We start from the raw sequence: 16,054 nt of genomic DNA, 5'->3' as shown, positions 1-16,054 counted from the left end.
CCTACTCAGCCGCAGTCGGCAGTCCTACCGCTCACCCGCCGTCCGCGGCAGCCAGACCCACATCAGGGCCACGCCGGCCGCCAGCACCCCGGTCCCCACGCGGAACGCCAGCGCGTACCCCTCCGTCAGCGCCGTCGGTGTCGCGCTTCCCGCCGAGCGGGTCGCCGCCAGTGTCGACAGGATCGCCAGGCCCAGCGAACCGCCCATCGTGCGGGAGGTGTTGACGAGGCCGGACACCAGTCCGGCCTCCTCGGGTGCCGCGCCGGACGTGGCCACGGAGGCCAGCGGGGTCGCCGCCAGGCCCGCGCCGAGCATCATCAGGACTCCGGGGATCAGGATCGTCGTCGCGTAGGCGCCCTCGGGGGTCATCGTCGACTGCCAGGCGAAGCCGGCCACGGCGACCAGCGTGCCCAGCGCCGCCACGTTCCGCGGGCCCAGCCTCCGCATGAGCCGCGGGGCGAGCTTGGAGCCGAGGATGACGGCCAGGGAGCTCGGGACCAGGGCGAGTCCGGCCTCCAGCGGGGTGTAGCCCAGGACGTTCTGCGCGTACAGGGTCATGAAGAACCACATGCAGAACATCGCGGAGCCGCACAGGAACATCGCCACGTTCGCCGACGACACCGACCGCAGGCGCAGCAGCCCGAGCGGCATCAGGGGGCTCGCCGTGCGGGCCTCGACCGCGAGGAACAGGGCGATCAGCGCGAGCCCGGCGAGCAGCGGCAGCAGTGTGGCCGCCGCCGTCCAGCCCGCCGCCTCGGTCTGGGAGATGCCGTAGGCCAGCGTGCCGAGCCCGCCCGTCACGAGCAGCGCGCCCGGCAGGTCGAGCCGCCGCCCGTCCCCGGCCCTGCCCTCGGTGAGGAACCAGGCGGCCCCGCACAGCACGACCGCGCCCACCGGCACGTTGATCAGCAGCACCCACCGCCACGACAGCGTCTCCACCAGCAGCCCGCCGACCAGGCCGCCCGCCGCGCCACCACCGGCACCGACCGCCGTCCAGGTCCCGATGGCCCGGGCCCGGGCGGCGCCCTCCGGCACCGAGGCCGTGAGGATCGTCAGCGTCGAGGGCGCCAGCACCGCCGCCCCCAGCCCCTGCACGGCCCGCGCCACCAGCAGCTGCCACTCCTCCTGCGCCAGTCCGCCCGCCAGCGAGGCCAGGGTGAACAGGCCGAGCCCGACGAGGAACATCCGCTTGCGACCGTAGAGGTCCCCGGCCCGCCCGCCGAGCAGCATGAACCCGGCGAAGGCGATGGCGTAGGCGTTCACCACCCACTGCAGGCCCTGCTCGCTCAGTCCGAGCCCGGTCCGCATGGACGGCAACGCCACGTTGACGACGGACACGTCCAGCACGACGAGGAACTGCCCGGCACAGGTGAGCGCGATCACCAGCCAGGTGGGCGGCGCGGCACGGCGTGGCGCACGGGTCATTTCGGCGGCTTCGAGCATGGGTGTCATGCTCTCAACCACTCCATGCTCCTTGCATCGGGATTTCGACCTAGGGCCACGGCACCCCCGGGCCTCCTTCCCCAAGAGAAGGTCAAGATTTCGTTAGAGTGCCGAAGCAACGGAATAGTTGCCTACGCATACGAGGTTCACGCCCCACGTAATCACGTAACACCCGAACCCCCGGCCTGGAGGCCACCCTCAAATGACGCAGACGACGACAGTCCGTCCCGCCGGCAGAGCGAGCGGGGCCGTGGTCCCCGTACTCGCCTTCGCGGGCATCGTTGTCGCGGTGATGCAGACCCTGCTCGTCCCGGTCATCAAGGACCTGCCGCAACTGCTGGACACCGCCCCCAGCGACGCCACCTGGGTCCTGACCTCGACCCTCCTCTCGGGCGCGGTGGCCACCCCGATCATGGGCCGCCTCGGCGACCTCTACGGCAAGCGGCGCATGCTGATCACGAGCCTGTCGGTCATGGTCGTCGGCGCCCTGGTCAGCGCGTTCACCAGCGATCTGCTGCTCATGATCGCCGGCCGTACGCTCCAGGGCTTCGCGATGGGCGCCATCCCGCTCGGCATCGGCCTGATGCGCGACATGCTGCCCCGGGAGAAGCTCGGCTCGGCCATGGCCCTGATGAGCTCCTCCATAGGCGTCGGCGGCGGCCTCGCCCTGCCCGCCGCCGCCCTGGTCGCCCAGCACAGCGACTGGCACGCCCTGTTCTACGGCGCCGCCGGCCTCGGTGTCCTCGCCATCGCCCTCACCCTGCTCGTCGTGCCCGAGTCGCCGATGCGCGCCGAGGGCTCCTTCGACCTGCCCGGCGCCCTCGGTCTGTCCACCGGGCTCGTGCTCTTCCTGCTGCCGATCACCAAGGGCAGCGACTGGGGCTGGACCTCCGGCACCACGCTCGGCCTGTTCGGCGCCGCCGCGGTCGTCCTGCTGCTGTGGGGCGTGATGGAACTGCGCGTCAAGGCCCCGCTGGTCGACCTGCGCACCACGGCCCGTCCGGCCGTCCTGTTCACCAACCTCGCCTCGATCATGGTCGGCGTCTCCTTCTACGTCGTCTCCCTGGTCCTGCCCCAGCTGCTCCAGCTGCCGAAGTCCACCGGGTACGGCCTCGGCCAGTCGATGGTCGTCGCGGGTCTGCTCGTCGCGCCGCTCGGCCTGACGATGATGTTCACCGCGCCCGTCTACGCCCGGCTGTCCGCGAAGTACGGCCCCAAGGTCACCCTGATCCTCGGCCTGCTGATCATCGCCATCGGCTACGGCGCCGGCCTCGGCCTGATGAGCGCCCCCTGGCAGAGCCTGGTCATCTCGGTCCTGCTGGGCGCGGGCATCGGCCTGGCCTACTCCTCGCTGCCCGCGCTGATCGTGGGCGCGGTCCCGGCCTCGGAGACGGGCGCCGCGAACGGCCTCAACACCCTGATGCGTTCCATCGGCACGTCGGTGTCGAGCGCCGTGATCGGCATGGTGCTGGCGAACACCGCGGACAACGTCGGCGGCGTCGAGATCCCGACCATGCACGGTTTCCGGCTCTCCTTCCTGATCGCGACCGGCGCGGTCGCCGTGGGCCTGCTGCTGGCTCTCTTCCTGCCGGGCCGCCGCCCGTCGGACAAGCCGCAGCTGCGCGCCAGCAGCGAGGAGGACGCCAACCTGGAGCGTGCCGAGCAGGTCCTGCGCGGCTTCCGCGGCCGCGTCCTGGCGGCGGACGGCACACCGGTCGCCCGTGCCAAGGTCACGCTGATCGACCGCCGGGGCCGCCAGGCGGGCGCGACGCTCTCCGCCGAGGACGGCGCCTACGCCCTCGCCGTCCCGGCCGGCGGTTCCTACGTCGTGGCCGCCCGCGCCACGGGCCACGCCCCGCTCGCCTCGTCCGCGACCCACACCGGCGACGAGCGGCCGGTCGACCTGGACCTGTCGCTGCCGGGCGAGACGGTCTCCGTCTGACCCCGCCGCCCACCCGTACCCCCTGTCACCCCCCGGCAGGGGGTACGGCACCATGGGCGCCCGGACCGTCGTACGACCGGAAGGAACCCCATGCCCGCGGCCCCGAAACCCGAGATCCTGGCCGCGTTCGAGGCGGCGAAGGGGTTCATGCCCGTCGGTGAGGGCCTGGCGCTGTACGCGGCGGCCGTGGAGGCCGGGCGGCTCGGGCTGCCGCTCCTGGAGGTCGGCACGTACTGCGGCCGGTCCACGATCCTGCTCGCCGACGCGGCCCGGGAGGCCGGGGTCGCCGCGCTGACCGTCGACCACCACCGCGGCAGCGAGGAGCAGCAGCCGGGCTGGGAGTACCACGACCCGGAGACGGTCGACCCCGAGCTCGGCCTGATGGACACGCTGCCCACGTTCCGCCGCACACTGCACAAGGCAGGCCTGGAGGACCACGTGGTCGCCCTGGTCGGCCGCTCCCCGCAGATCGCGGCGATCTGGCAGACCCCACTCGCTTTCGTCTTCGTCGACGGCGGCCACACCGACGAGCACGCCACCGCCGACTACGAGGGCTGGGCCCCGCACGTGGCCGAGGGCGGCCTGCTCGTCATCCACGACGTCTTCCCCGAACCGGAGGACGAGTTCACCGGCCAGGCCCCGTACCGCGTCTACCTCCGGGCCCTGGCCTCCGGCGCGTTCACCGAGGTCTCGGCGACGGACTCGCTGCGGGTCCTGCGGCGCACCGGCCCGGGTATCTAGCAGAACGGCTGGGCGGGTGAACTGCGCCCTCCGCACCCCCTCCCGGTCGGCCCACGGGCGGCGTGGCGCGTGGGTGGGCGGCCGCCGCTGCCCAAGGATCCGGGCGCGTGGCACACACCTTCGCAGAGCTCGTGGAGAAGCAGCGCGCGGCGGACGAGGCGTACGCCCGCGTGCGGCAACTGCAGGACGCGTACGGCCCGCCCACCCAGACCACGTGGAGCGCCCAGCAGACCACCACCTGGGAGACCGCCTGGCGCGCCTGGCGCGACCTCGCCCGCGACGTCCAGGCGGCGGTGACCGCGTACGCGAAGCAGGAGGGCACCCCGCGCCAGGAGATCGAGGCACGGGTGAAGGAGGCGGTACGGCACGGGGAGCCCGACGGGAACGAGGAGTAGCCGCCACCCGTTGGGCCGTCCTCCACCCGTTGCCGCCCGGCGAGGGCCGCTAGGGTGGCACACGTGTCGTACGTAGGCCCGGACTTCGAACCTCCCCAGCCCCGCCGCCCCCGCCGCGGCCCCCTGACCGTCGCGCTCGCCGCGCTGGTGCCCGGGGCGCTGCTCGGCTGGCTCGTGTACGAGACGGTGGGCGGCTCGGGCGACGGCGGCGGCTCGGGCCGGGCGACCGTGCGGTCCTCCCCGCCTCCCGTGTCCTCCGCGTCGGGCGCACCGACCGACGACGCCAAGAAGCCGAGCGCCTCGCCGTCGCGGAAACCGACGGCGTCGTCGACCTCCGCACCCGCCCCGGCCTCCGGCCCGCTCAAGGGGAAGGTCGTCGTCATCGACCCCGGGCACAACCCGGAGAACTTCCAGCACGCCTCCGAGATCAACCGCAAGGTGAACATCGGGACGAACTGGAAGGAGTGCGACACCACGGGCACGTCCACCAACGACGGTTACACCGAGGCGAAGTTCACCCTGGACGTGGCGCACCGGATGCGCACGCTCCTCGAAGAGCAGGGCGCCACCGTGAAGCTGACGCAGGACGGCGACCGGCCGTACGGCCCGTGCGTGGACGAGCGGGCCCGGATCGGCAACGAGGCGAAGGCCGACGCCGTGGTCTCGGTCCACGCGGACGGCTCGGGCGCCGGCAACCGCGGCTTCCACGTCATCCTGCCCGGCGCGGTCCACGCGGGCGCCGCCGACACCCGCGCGATCGTCGGACCCTCCCGGGATCTGGGCGAGCGCGTCGCGGGCCGCTTCGTCGCCGTCACCGGCAGCGCGCCGTCCAACTACATCGGCGACGGCACCGGTCTCGTCACGCGTAAGGACCTGGGCGGTCTCAATCTGTCAACGGTTCCCAAGGTGTTCATCGAGTGCGGCAACATGCGCGACAGCAAGGACGCGGCGCTGCTGACCAGCGGCGCGTGGCGACAGAAGGCGGCGCAAGGGATCTCTGAGGGAATCGTGAGTTTCCTGCGCGGGTAGCTCTCGGCGGGCTGTTCCGGGCGGACACCCTGGTCGGGCGGACGATAGGGTCCGTTCGTACGATGAGGGGTCACCCCCGCGCTTCACACCGGGGCCTGACGGCGACATGGTGGCAGCGACGCCTCTACCGACGATGAGACGACCTACGAAGGACCTGAAGTGAATATCCGCTCCCTCACTCGAGGCGACGGCGTGGTGATCGGAGCAGCGGTGTTGCTGTTCATCGCGTCGTTTCTCGACCTCTACTCGCTCGATGGTGTCCCCGACAGCGCCGACCTCCCCAGTCTGTGGGCAAGCGGGCCGGTCGTGCTCAGTGTCGTTCTCGCGGGGATCATCGGCGCCGCGCTCGTCATCGTCACCCGCAGTCTGCCGCAGGTCCCGAAGATCGCGGGTCTCGACCTGGCCCAGTTCGGCGTCGCCCTCACGGTGTTCGCCGCGTGGAGCGCGCTGGGCAACATCTTCGACCCGGCCGGCGGAGCCGACAACTTCGAGGGCAGCACCTCCGACGGTCCCAGCGCCGGCCTCGGCCTGACCCTCGCCCTCGTCGCCACGCTGCTCCTGGCCGCCGCCGCCCTCGCCACGCCCCTGGTCCCGGCCCTCAAGGGCGCCCTCATCCCCGCCCCGCGCCCGGCCGCTCCGCAGCCCTACGGCGCCCAGCCCCCCGGCGGTTACGGCTACCCGGGCGCCCAGCAGCCGGGCGGCTACGGCCACCCGCAGCCGGGACAGCCCGGGCCCGGGCAGCCGGGTCAGCCCTACGCCGGCCAGCCCCAGCAGGCCCAGGCGCCGCAGCCGCCGGCCGGGGACTTCTCGCCGTTCTGGTTCGCGGTGCCGGTGCCGCGGCCGCTGTTCGCCGAGGACGGTTCGCCGACGCCGATCGCCGAACTCGCCCCGGGTACGTGGTACCTGGCCGTCGAGCAGCGCGGCGCGGCCCTGGTCGCCCAGACGCAGGACGGCCGCCGCGGTGTCCTGCAGGACACGTCGGGCATCCAGCGCGGCTGACCCTGAACGACGTACGGCCCCTCGCCCTTCCGGGTGGGGGGCCGTTGCCGTACAGTCATCGCCCACATCGACTGACGCCCCGTCAGGAGGCAGGTGTGCGGCTCGGTCTCGCGCTCGGTTACTGGGGCCGCGGCCCCTCCCCCGGCCATGTGCCGCTCGCGCAGGAGGCCGAGCGGCTGGGCTACGACTCGGTGTGGACGGCGGAGTCGTGGGGCTCGGACGCGTTCACGCCGCTCGCCTGGATCGCCGCCCACACCTCCACCATCAAGGTGGGCACGGCGGTTGCCCAGATGGCGGCCCGCCCGCCGACCACCACCGCCATGCAGGCGCTCAGCCTCGACCACCTCTCCGGCGGGCGCATGATGCTGGGCCTCGGCCTGTCCGGCCCGCAGGTCGTCGAGGGCTGGTACGGCCGCCCGTTCCCGAAGTCGCCGCTGACCGCCACCCGCGAGTACGTCGACGTCGTACGGCAGGTGCTGCGGCGCGAGGCGCCGGTCGAGCTGGCCGGCCGTTTCCACTCCCACCCCTACCGCGGCCCGGACGCCACCGGCCTGGGCAAACCCCTCAAGCCGATCACCCACCCGCTCCGCCCGGACCTGCCGGTCCTGCTCGGCGCGGAGGGACCGAAGAACGTCGCCCAGACGACCCGGATCGCCGACGGCTGGCTGCCGCTGTACTGGTCGCCGACGCGGCCGGAGGTGTACGGCCCCGCGCTGCGCGACCTTCCCGAAGGCTTCCTCGTCGCCCCGCTGGCCCAGGTCCGGATCTGCGACGACGTCGCCGAGGGCCTGTTGCCCGTCAAGGCCATGCTCGGCTTCTACATCGGCGGCATGGGACACGCGGCCCGCAACTTCCACGCCGACCTCATGGCCCGCATGGGGTACGAGGAGCAGGCCCGCCGGATCCAGGAGTTGTTCCTGTCCGGCCGCCGGGAGGAGGCCGTCCTCGCCGTGCCGGACGCCTTCGCCGACGAGATCTCCCTGGTCGGGCCGCGCCAACGTATCGCCGAACGGCTGGAGTTGTGGCGCAAGGGCCCGGTGACGGACCTGCTGGCGCTGGCGCCGGACCGGGAGACACTGCGCGTCCTCGCAGAGTTGAACGCCTGAGCGAATTCCGCACGTACGGGTTTCATCCAGACTTCAAGGGCAACCCGGAGGGCATGTCCCCTCGATATCGCAACGGTGCGAATCAGGCCGGCACGGTCATCGCCGTCGTCGCCGACATCATGGCCCTCATCCTGGGCCTGTGGATTCTGATGTACCTGCTGGACGCCAACCGCGCCAACGACTTCGTCCAGTTCATCCACGACGCGGCCCGCTGGCTCGCGGGCTGGTCCCACGACCTCTTCACGTTCGACGAGGCCTGGGCCCGAGTGGTCGCCGGCTATGGCCTGGCAGCGGTGGTCTACCTGTTCGTGGGCCACGCCATCGCCAACAGGGTTCACCGGCACTGACCTTTGGGGGCGCGGGGAACTGCGCGACCAGCCACACACAACCCGCGCCCGCAATCAGGCCACAACCCCCCGAGCTCTCAGACGCAACACTCCGAGTCCAGCCCCACAGGCAGACCCTCACCCCCGAAGACCCGGCACGTGGCCTCATGGCCCCCCAACGCGGCCACGGCCAGCAACAGCGACCCGGCCGTCCACGTGGTCAGCTCCCGCGGCCAGATCGCGTCGTCCTCGAAGACGTACCCGGTCCAGTACAGCCCGCTCTCCGGATCACGCAGGTGCTGGATCGACTGCAGCACCTCCAACGCCCGGTCGGACTCCCCCATCGCCCAGAGCGCCAGGGCGAGTTCCGCGGACTCGCCTCCCGTCACCCACGGGTTGGGAACCACGCACCGCACGCCCAGCCCCGGTACGACGAACCGGTCCCAGTCCTCCTCGATGCGGGCCTTGGCCTCCGCGCCGGTCAGGGCGCCGCCGAGCACGGGGTAGTACCAGTCCATCGAGTAACGGTTCTTGTCGAGGAACCGCTCCGGATGCCGGCGTATCGCGTGCCGCAGCGCACCCGCCGCCAACTCCCAGTCCGGCTGCGCCTCTTCCCTCTGTTCGGCGATCGCCAGCGCGCACCGCAGCGCGTGGTGGATGGAGGAGCTGCCGGTCAGCAGGGCGTCGGCCGTGTCCGTGCCGTCGTCGTCGCGCCGCCAGCCGATCTGCCCGCCCGGCTGCTGCAGGCGCAGCACGAACTCCACCGCCGCGTACACCGCCGGCCACATGCGCTCCAGGAACGTGTCGTCGCCGGTGGAGAGGTAGTGGTGCCAGACGCCCACGGCTATGTAGGCGACGAAGTTGGTCTCCCGGCCCCGGTCGGTGACCTCGGCGAAGTCCCCGTCCGCGTAGGCCGCGTACCAGGAGCCGTCCTCGTTCTGGTGCCGGGCCAGCCACAGGTAGGCCCGTTCGGCGGCCTCGTGTTCACCGGCCGCGTCGAGGGCCATCGCGGCCTCGACGTGGTCCCACGGGTCGAGGTGGTGGCCCCGGAACCAGGGGATCGCGCCGTCCTCGCGCTGTACGGCGAGGATCCCGGCGACGGTCGCGGCGGCCTGTCCTGCGGTGAGGACCCCGGGCAGGACCAGGTGTTCCGTCCGGGGAGTCGTCACTGGGCGTCCGCCCCGGTGCCGGACAGACGCGGCAGGTGCGGCTTCGTCGCGTACGCCACGAAGCTCTTGCCGATCAGCGGGTTCAGCGCCTGCTCCGCGACCCGGGTGGCCAGCGGTTTCTTCATGATGTCCCAGACCAGCAGCTTGTGGTACGCCCGCACGGGCAGCGCCTTGTCGTTGTCGACGCCGAACGCGCACTTCAGCCACCAGTACGGGGAGTGCAGCGCGTGGGCGTGGTGGGTGCCGTACGGCTCCAGGCCGGCCTCGCGGATCTTCTCCAGCAGCTCGTCCGCCTTGTAGATGCGGATGTGGCCGCCCTCGACCTCGTGGTAGGCGTCGGACAGGGTCCAGCAGACCTTCTCGGGGCCGTAGCGCGGGACGGTGACGGCGATGCGCCCGCCGGGCTTGAGCACGCGCACCATCTCGGCGAGGACGCCCTTGTCGTCCGGGATGTGCTCCATCACCTCGGAGATGATGACGACGTCGAAGGACTCGTCGGGGAAGGGCAGTGCGAGGGCGTCGCCCTCCATGGCCGTGGCGGTGGCGCCCTCGGGGGCCTCGCCGGCCTCCTTCATCGCCGCGAACCACTTCGCGACCTCGCGGATCTCCTCGGCGTTCTGGTCCAGCGCCACGACCTGCGCGCCGCGCCGGTAGCACTCGAACGCGTGCCGGCCGGCACCGCAGCCGAGGTCCAGGACTCGGTCGCCCGGGGCGAGCGGGAACCGGGAGAAGTCGACGGTCAGCACGTGGCCCTGCTTTCGGAGTTGACGCCTTCTACATCTGTGGTGGCCGCGGGAACAGCACCGGCGGGAGCGGCGGAACCGCCGGAAGCCAGGCTGGTGGAGCCACCGGAGTCCAGGGGCGCGGAGCCGTCAACACCCCTCGGGGAGCCACCGGAAGCCCGCGACGCCGAGCGGTCGCCGTCCACCGCGGAACCGCCAGAGACCCCGGCCGCGGAGCCCGCCGAAGCCGGATGCGCGGAGTCCCCAGTCCCCGTCGCGGAGCCGGCGGAAGCGGGAGATGCGAAAACCCCGGAAGCCAAGGACGTCAAGCGGTCGTCGCCCGCCTCCGCACCGCCGGAGGCCCGGGGCACGGGGCGGCCCTCGGTGTCACCTCCGGCGCGGGCGATCGCCTCGCGGTAGCGCGCCACCGTGCCCTCCGCCGCCCTGGCCCAGGTGAAGTGCCGCAGCACCCGCTCCCGCCCGGCCGCTCCGAGCCGCGCGCGCAACTCCGGGTCGCCCAGCAGCCGGACCAGCCCCGCCGCCAGTGCTTCCGAGTCGCCCGGCGGCACCGCCAGGCAGGTCTCCCCGTCCCGGCCGGCGACCTCGGGGATCGCTCCGCCGGTCGTGGCGAGCAGGGGCGTCCCGGTCGCCATGGCCTCGGCGGCCGGCAGTGAGAAGCCCTCGTAGAGCGACGGCACGCACGCGACCTGGGCCGAACGCACCAGGTCGACGAGTTCCTCGTCGGAGATGCCCTTGACGAACTCGACGGCGCCGTCGAGGCCGTAGCGTTCCATCGCCTGGGCGACGGGTCCCTCGGCCGGGCGCTTGCCGACGACGACGAGGTGGGCGCCGGGGTGCTCGGTGCGCGCCTTGGCGAGTGCCTCGACGAGATGGACCAGGCCCTTCAGCGGCACGTCCGCGCTGGACGTCGTCACGATACGCCCGGGCACGACCGGCACCGAGGGGTCCGGCGAGAACAGGTCGGTGTCGGCGCCGATGTGGACCACGTGGATGCGGTCCTGGCGGACGCCGAGGTGGTCGACGATCTCCTGCTGGGACGTGCCGGAGACGGTGAGGACGGACGGCAGCCGCCGCGCGACGCGCTTCTGCATGCGCGTGAAGCCGTACCAGCGGCGCACCGAGAGGCGCCGCTTCCAGCCCTCCGCCGCGTCCAGCTCCAACTGCCGGTCGACGGTGATGGGGTGGTGGATCGTGGTCACCAGGGGGGCGCCCACGTCTCCCAGCAACCCGTACCCGAGCGTCTGGTTGTCGTGGACGACGTCGAACTCGCCGCGGCGGGCACGCAGATGGCGGCGGGCGCGCAGGGAGAACGTCAGCGGTTCGGGGAAGCCGCCGGTCCACATGGTCGCGACTTCGAGCGCGTCGATCCAGTCGCGGTACTCGTCGCGCTTCGGGGTGCGGAAAGGATCCGGCTGGCGGTAGAGGTCGAGGCTGGGCAGCTCGGTGAGGCTCAGCCCGTCGTATCCCTCGTCGAGCACGGGATACGGCTGTGCGCCGATGACCTCGACCCGGTGGCCGAGGCGGGCCAGTTCGCGCGAGAGATGCCGGACATAGACGCCCTGGCCGCCGCAGAACGGGTTCCCTTTATAGGTGAGGAGCGCGATGTGGAGCGGTCGCAAGCCGTCGGCGGCGGGATCCTCCGGGGCCCCGGCCTCCCTGGCCTCAGCGGTCACTCTGGGCCCCCTTCTGACTGCTCTGTCCCGCGAGATTACGCCGGGACGCTAATCTAGAACAAGTTTCAGACTTGATCGTTCGGAGGCTCTGAATCTACCGGCAGGTAGGGGCGCTGTGAGCAGTGGATCAGGTGATTCACGCCACGGCCGACGCCGTGCCATGCTGTCTGATCACTCGTCCTCACGGACGGTCACGGAACGGGCCCGACCCATGCCCGCGGAAGCCAAGGTGAGCGCCAAGGTGAACAAGCCGGCCAAGGTGGATGCCAGAGCCACAGCCCCCGGCTCCCCGCCCCTGACGGAGCGGCAGGAGGCCCGCCGTCGCCGCATCCTGCACGCGAGCGCGCAACTGGCCAGCCGGGGCGGCTTCGACGCCGTGCAGATGCGCGAGGTCGCGGAGTCCTCACAGGTGGCGCTCGGCACGCTGTACCGCTACTTCCCCTCCAAGATCCATCTGCTGGTCGCCACGATGCAGGACCAGCTGGAGCACATGCACGGCACGCTGCGCAAGAAGCCCCCGCAGGGCGAGAGGGCGGCCGAGCGGGTCGCGGAGACGCTGATGCGGGCCTTCCGCGCCCTCCAGCGCGAACCGCACCTGGCCGACGCGATGGTCCGGGCCCTCACCTTCGCCGACCGCAGTGTGAGTCCGGAGGTCGATCAGGTCTCGCGGCAGACCACGGCGATCATCCTGGACGCGATGGGGCTGGAGCACCCCACTCCGGAGCAGTTGTCGGCGGTCCGGGTCATCGAGCACACGTGGCACTCGGCCCTCATCACCTGGCTGTCGGGCCGCGCCTCCATCGCCCAGGTCAAGATCGACATCGAGACGGTGTGCCGGCTGATCGACCTGACGGCGCCCGACGCACACGAATGACCTACGAGACGGGTTCCCTTCGCCGGCATGGTCCGGATCAGGTTATGGGGGTCGCCTTCCAGCCGCCGGACCTCTCGGCCCTTCGGCCTTCCGGCCTCTCAGCCCTACCGTCGCAGTCGGCACCGGCGGAAGCCGAAGCTTCCTGCCAGAGTCGGCCAACTCCGGTCGGACTCCCTCACTCGTCCCGTAGGCCTGATTCCAGGCTAGAACTTCTGGCCGCGAAGAAAAGCCCCTGTGTGGAATTTTTTACCTAAATCTCCTGAGTGACCCATATGCCCCCCTTGAGGCCCCGTCGCCGCGACGAATCACCGAGGCGGAAGGAACATGAGGGAGTCAAAGCGACTTTTCGGGCGGAAGTGAAAGGGCACCCTCATGCCGAAGTACCTCTTCAAGGTGAAGCTGACTCCGGACGGACTGAAGGGTCTGCTCAAGGAGGGCGGGAGCAGGCGGCGTGACGTCGTCGGGCGCATGGTCGAGGGCCTCGGGGGCCGGGTCGAGACGATGTACTGGGCCTTCGGCGACGACGACGTCTACGTCACGGCGGAGCTGCCGGGCAACACCTCCGCCGCGGCCATGGGCATGGTCGTCTCGGCGGCGGGCGGGGTCCGCACGAGCACGGTCGTCCTGCTGTCGCCCGAGGAGGTCGACGAGGCCGTCCGGCAGCAGGTGGACTACCGGGCCCCCGGCGCCTGACGGACCCCGAACCGGCCGCCCCCGCCGGCGGCTGACGGACCCCGGGGCGGCGGCTGCGGCGCCGCCCCTGCTTCCTCACTCCTCCGGCGGGAACACCGGCTCCCCGCTGTCCCCCAGCGTGATCGTGATCGCCTCCACCGGACAGCTCTCCGCCGCCGCCAGCACCCGCTCGTTCGCGTCCGTGTCCGGGGCGGCCGGATGGGACTGCCGGGCGGAGTCCAGGCGGAAGCCGTCCGGCGCGTGGTGGAGGCACTGGGCGGAGCCGATGCACAGGGAGCGGTCGACCTCCACGTGCCAGCGGTCGCCCATCGCTACGCGTCCGCCGGGAGGTGGATCATCTTGTGCTCCAGGTACTCGCCGTACCCCTCGGGCCCGAACTCCCTCCCCAGGCCGGAGTTCTTGTAGCCGCCGAAGGGGCCCAGCATGTCCAGGCTGAAGGTGTTGACCGAGTACGTGCCCGTACGGACCTGCCGGGCGATCTCGATGCCGTGCTCGACGTCCGCCGTCCACACGCTGCCGCTCAGTCCGTAGTCGGAGTCGTTGGCGATCTTCACGGCGTCGGACTCGTCGTCGTAGGGCAGCAGGCAGATCACCGGGCCGAAGATCTCCTCGCGGGCGATGCGCATGGAGTTGTCGACGTCGCCGAAGAGGGTCGGCTCGACGTACCAGCCGCGGTCGAGGCCGGCCGGGCGTCCGCCACCGGTCAGGATCTTCGCGCCCTCCTCCTGTCCGATGCGGATGTAGTCGAGGTTGCGCCGCTGCTGCCGCCGGGCCACCAGCGGGCCCACCTGGGTGGCGGGGTCCAGCGGGTCGCCGACCGTCAGGGCGCCCGCCGCGGCGGCGAGGGCGTCGGCGAACTCGTCGTAGCGGGAGCGCGGGAGGAGGATGCGGGTCTGGGCGACGCAGGCCTGGCCGTTGTTCATCCAGGCCGCGGGGGCGATGCCCGCCACGGCCGTCTCGACGTCCGCGTCGGGCAGGACGACGGCCGCCGACTTGCCGCCCAGTTCGAGCGTCACGCGCGTGAGGTTGCGGGCGGCGACCTCCATCACGCGTTTGCCGGCCGCGACGGAGCCGGTGAAGGACACCTTGTCGACGCCGGGGTGCCCGACCAGGTACTCGCTCACCTCCCGGTCGGCGGGCAGGATCGACAGCACGCCTTCCGGCAGCCCGGCCTCCTTCGCGATCTCGCCGAGCAGGTAGGCGTCCAGCGGCGACTCCGGCGAGGGCTTGAGCACGGCCGTGCAGCCGGTGAGCAGGGCCGGGGCGAGCTTGGCGGCGGCGACGAACTGCGGGACGTTCCAGGGGACGACGGCCGCGACGACCCCGACGGGCTCGCGCCGGACGAGGATCCTGCCCAGCACGCCGTCGCGCCGCTCCTCGTAGGTGAAGTTCCGGGCGACGGTGATCGCCGAGTCCCAGACCATGACGGCGCCGAGGGCCTGGGCGAGGACGCTCCAGGAGTACGGCGAGCCGTTCTGGCCGGAGATCACGCGGGCGATCTCGTCGTGCCGGGCGGCGATCCCGTCCTTGATCCTGCTCACGACCTCGATCCGCTCGTCGAGGCTCATGCGCGGCCAGGGGCCCTCGTCGAAGGCCCGCCGGGCCACCCCCACGGCCCGGTCCACATCCGCCGTCGAGGCGTGCGGGACGCGTCCGATGACCTCTTCCGTGTGCGGTGAGATCACCTCGATGACGTCCGCTCCCAGGGGGTCGGTCAACTCCCCGCCGACGAACAGCTGTCCGTGTTCCACGAGCTCGGTCATGGCCGACTGCCTTCACATCTGACGGTGTTTCAGAAACTGATACCAGTTCTCGTTATAGTGGGCAATGGCCGTGGATCGGAGGGCAGATGAAGAGCAGCCAGGACCGCGAGCCCATACCGGCGGTGTACGACCACGGCGGAGGCGTCCGGTCCCTGCGGGTCCCCATCCCGGACAACCCGCTCGGCCACACGCTGGTGTACGTCGTCGACACCGACCGGGGCCCGGTACTGATCGACACCGGCTGGGACGACCCCACGTCCTGGGACACCCTCGCGTCCGGCCTCACGGCGTGCGGCACCTCGGTCGCCGAGATCCACGGCGTGGTCGTCACCCACCACCACCCGGACCACCACGGCCTGTCCGGCCGGGTCCGGGAGGCGTCGGGCGCGTGGATCGCGATGCACGCGGCCGACACGGCGGTCGTACGGCGGACCCGGGAGGCCCGTCCCGAGCGCTGGTTCTCGTACATGACGGCCAAGCTCACGGCCGCCGGCGCCCCGGAGGAGCACGTCGCCCCGCTGCGCGCGGCCCGGCCCCGCGCCCTGCCCGGTCTCTCCCCCGCCCTGCCCGACCGCGACATCGTCCCCGGCGAACTCCTCGACCTCCCCGGCCGCCGCCTGCGCGCGATCTGGACCCCGGGGCACACGCCGGGCCACGTCTGCCTCCACCTGGAGGAGACCCACCCCGCCCGGCTCCCCGGCCACGGCCGCCTGTTCTCCGGCGACCACCTGCTGCCGGAGATCACCCCGCACATCGGCCTCTACGAGGACCCCGACGACGCCACCGTCACCGACCCCCTGGGCGACTACCTGGACTCCCTGGAACGCGTGGGCCGCCTCGCGCCCGCCGAGGTGCTCCCCGCCCACCAGCACGCGTTCCCCGACGCCGCCGCCCGCGTCCGCGAACTGCTCGCCCATCACGAGACCCGCCTCACGGACCTGCTGACCCTCCTCGCCGAGCCGCTCACACCCTGGCAGCTCGCCGAACGCATGGAGTGGAACCGCCCCTGGGCCGACATCCCCCACGGTTCCCGCACCATCGCCGTCTCGGAGGCCGAGTCCCATCTGCGCCGCCTGGTCAAGGCGGGCCGGGCGGAGGCGGTGCCGGGGAGTGATCCGGTGACGTACTCGGCGGTGCAATGACGTGGCAAACCCGGCG

At 72.0% G+C, this 16,054-nt stretch carries 16 protein-coding genes; 10 read left to right on the top strand and 6 right to left on the bottom strand.

Features of this window, described 5'->3' with window-relative positions; translation table 11 throughout:
• Positions 1-24 precede the first annotated feature (24 nt).
• Positions 25-1,452, bottom strand: a complete 1,428-nt coding sequence (locus MQE23_RS31345) for an MFS transporter (protein WP_243380880.1) — start codon at positions 1,450-1,452, stop codon at positions 25-27.
• 193 nt (positions 1,453-1,645) lie between these two features.
• On the opposite strand from MQE23_RS31345, the gene MQE23_RS31340 reads away from it, so the two are divergent.
• The 7 genes from MQE23_RS31340 (at position 1,646) to MQE23_RS31310 (ending at position 8,002) form a co-directional block, all read left to right on the top strand.
• Positions 1,646-3,385, top strand: coding sequence for an MFS transporter (locus MQE23_RS31340; protein ID WP_037672302.1), 1,740 nt, complete (start codon positions 1,646-1,648; stop codon positions 3,383-3,385).
• 90 nt (positions 3,386-3,475) lie between these two features.
• Positions 3,476-4,126: a class I SAM-dependent methyltransferase gene (locus MQE23_RS31335; protein WP_243380879.1), complete on the top strand. Its 651-nt coding sequence runs from the start codon at positions 3,476-3,478 to the stop codon at positions 4,124-4,126.
• Between the two features lie 107 nt (positions 4,127-4,233).
• On the top strand, positions 4,234-4,521 hold the full coding sequence (locus MQE23_RS31330) for a hypothetical protein (RefSeq protein WP_020269411.1): 288 nt from the start codon (positions 4,234-4,236) through the stop codon (positions 4,519-4,521).
• A 63-nt stretch (positions 4,522-4,584) separates the two neighbouring features.
• The gene (locus MQE23_RS31325; protein WP_243380878.1) at positions 4,585-5,550 is read left to right on the top strand and encodes an N-acetylmuramoyl-L-alanine amidase; all 966 of its coding nucleotides are present in this window, start codon (positions 4,585-4,587) and stop codon (positions 5,548-5,550) included.
• Positions 5,551-5,709: 159 nt separating this feature from the next.
• The gene (locus MQE23_RS31320; RefSeq protein ID WP_243380877.1) at positions 5,710-6,549 is read left to right on the top strand and encodes a hypothetical protein; all 840 of its coding nucleotides are present in this window, start codon (positions 5,710-5,712) and stop codon (positions 6,547-6,549) included.
• Positions 6,550-6,644: 95 nt separating this feature from the next.
• Complete coding sequence (locus tag MQE23_RS31315) at positions 6,645-7,655, top strand: LLM class F420-dependent oxidoreductase (RefSeq protein ID WP_020275919.1); 1,011 nt, start codon at positions 6,645-6,647, stop codon at positions 7,653-7,655.
• A gap of 53 nt (positions 7,656-7,708) precedes the next feature.
• Entirely contained in the window at positions 7,709-8,002 is a 294-nt protein-coding gene (locus tag MQE23_RS31310; RefSeq protein WP_010048443.1) for a hypothetical protein, read from the top strand.
• A gap of 77 nt (positions 8,003-8,079) precedes the next feature.
• On the opposite strand, the gene MQE23_RS31305 is transcribed toward MQE23_RS31310, so the two are convergent.
• The 3 genes from MQE23_RS31305 to MQE23_RS31295 are packed head-to-tail and all read right to left on the bottom strand — an operon-like array spanning position 8,080 to position 11,566.
• Positions 8,080-9,150, bottom strand: a complete 1,071-nt coding sequence (locus tag MQE23_RS31305) for a hypothetical protein (RefSeq protein ID WP_020275920.1) — start codon at positions 9,148-9,150, stop codon at positions 8,080-8,082.
• On the bottom strand, positions 9,147-9,896 hold the full coding sequence (locus MQE23_RS31300; RefSeq protein ID WP_020275921.1) for a class I SAM-dependent methyltransferase: 750 nt from the start codon (positions 9,894-9,896) through the stop codon (positions 9,147-9,149). The genes MQE23_RS31305 and MQE23_RS31300 overlap by 4 nt, the downstream gene beginning before the upstream one ends.
• Positions 9,890-11,566 (bottom strand): glycosyltransferase family 4 protein, encoded by a 1,677-nt coding sequence (locus MQE23_RS31295; RefSeq protein WP_020275922.1) that lies wholly within the window; start codon positions 11,564-11,566, stop codon positions 9,890-9,892. Before MQE23_RS31295 ends, MQE23_RS31300 begins: the two co-directional genes overlap by 7 nt.
• Positions 11,567-11,777: 211 nt before the next feature.
• Between MQE23_RS31295 and MQE23_RS31290 the strand changes: the two genes are divergently transcribed.
• Together MQE23_RS31290 and MQE23_RS31285 are read left to right on the top strand one after the other, a co-directional pair.
• Positions 11,778-12,440, top strand: coding sequence for a TetR family transcriptional regulator (locus MQE23_RS31290; RefSeq protein WP_020275923.1), 663 nt, complete (start codon positions 11,778-11,780; stop codon positions 12,438-12,440).
• A 372-nt stretch (positions 12,441-12,812) separates the two neighbouring features.
• Positions 12,813-13,133, top strand: coding sequence for a GYD domain-containing protein (locus MQE23_RS31285; RefSeq protein WP_243380876.1), 321 nt, complete (start codon positions 12,813-12,815; stop codon positions 13,131-13,133).
• Between the two features lie 75 nt (positions 13,134-13,208).
• Here MQE23_RS31285 and MQE23_RS31280 read toward each other — a convergent pair whose 3' ends face one another.
• Positions 13,209-13,442 carry a ferredoxin gene (locus MQE23_RS31280; protein WP_243380875.1) on the bottom strand — a complete coding sequence of 78 codons (234 nt, stop codon included), beginning with the start codon at positions 13,440-13,442 and terminating at the stop codon, positions 13,209-13,211.
• 2 nt (positions 13,443-13,444) lie between these two features.
• Positions 13,445-14,896, bottom strand: a complete 1,452-nt coding sequence (locus MQE23_RS31275) for an aldehyde dehydrogenase (RefSeq protein WP_020275925.1) — start codon at positions 14,894-14,896, stop codon at positions 13,445-13,447.
• A 113-nt stretch (positions 14,897-15,009) separates the two neighbouring features.
• Between MQE23_RS31275 and MQE23_RS31270 the strand changes: the two genes are divergently transcribed.
• Entirely contained in the window at positions 15,010-16,038 is a 1,029-nt protein-coding gene (locus tag MQE23_RS31270) for an MBL fold metallo-hydrolase (protein WP_037672319.1), read from the top strand.
• Positions 16,039-16,054: the final 16 nt, after the last annotated feature.

It is taken from the genome of Streptomyces sp. HP-A2021 (genome assembly GCF_022807935.1).
In the GTDB taxonomy this organism is placed as follows: domain Bacteria; phylum Actinomycetota; class Actinomycetes; order Streptomycetales; family Streptomycetaceae; genus Streptomyces; species Streptomyces afghaniensis.
The sequence above is the reverse complement of the archived record's forward strand: the minus strand, read 5'-3'. Positions and strand labels throughout refer to the sequence as shown.

What these genes read in the sequence shown, in the direction of transcription:
- MQE23_RS31280 (WP_243380875.1), bottom strand. Translation starts at nt 13,442, where the DNA reads ATGGGCGACCGCTGGCACGTGGAGGTCGACCGCTCCCTGTGCATCGGC.
- MQE23_RS31310 (WP_010048443.1), top strand. Translation starts at nt 7,709, where the DNA reads ATGTCCCCTCGATATCGCAACGGTGCGAATCAGGCCGGCACGGTCATC.
- MQE23_RS31290 (WP_020275923.1), top strand. Translation starts at nt 11,778, where the DNA reads ATGCCCGCGGAAGCCAAGGTGAGCGCCAAGGTGAACAAGCCGGCCAAG.
- MQE23_RS31340 (WP_037672302.1), top strand. Translation starts at nt 1,646, where the DNA reads ATGACGCAGACGACGACAGTCCGTCCCGCCGGCAGAGCGAGCGGGGCC.
- MQE23_RS31345 (WP_243380880.1), bottom strand. Translation starts at nt 1,452, where the DNA reads ATGACACCCATGCTCGAAGCCGCCGAAATGACCCGTGCGCCACGCCGT.
- MQE23_RS31275 (WP_020275925.1), bottom strand. Translation starts at nt 14,896, where the DNA reads ATGACCGAGCTCGTGGAACACGGACAGCTGTTCGTCGGCGGGGAGTTG.
- MQE23_RS31285 (WP_243380876.1), top strand. Translation starts at nt 12,813, where the DNA reads ATGCCGAAGTACCTCTTCAAGGTGAAGCTGACTCCGGACGGACTGAAG.
- MQE23_RS31335 (WP_243380879.1), top strand. Translation starts at nt 3,476, where the DNA reads ATGCCCGCGGCCCCGAAACCCGAGATCCTGGCCGCGTTCGAGGCGGCG.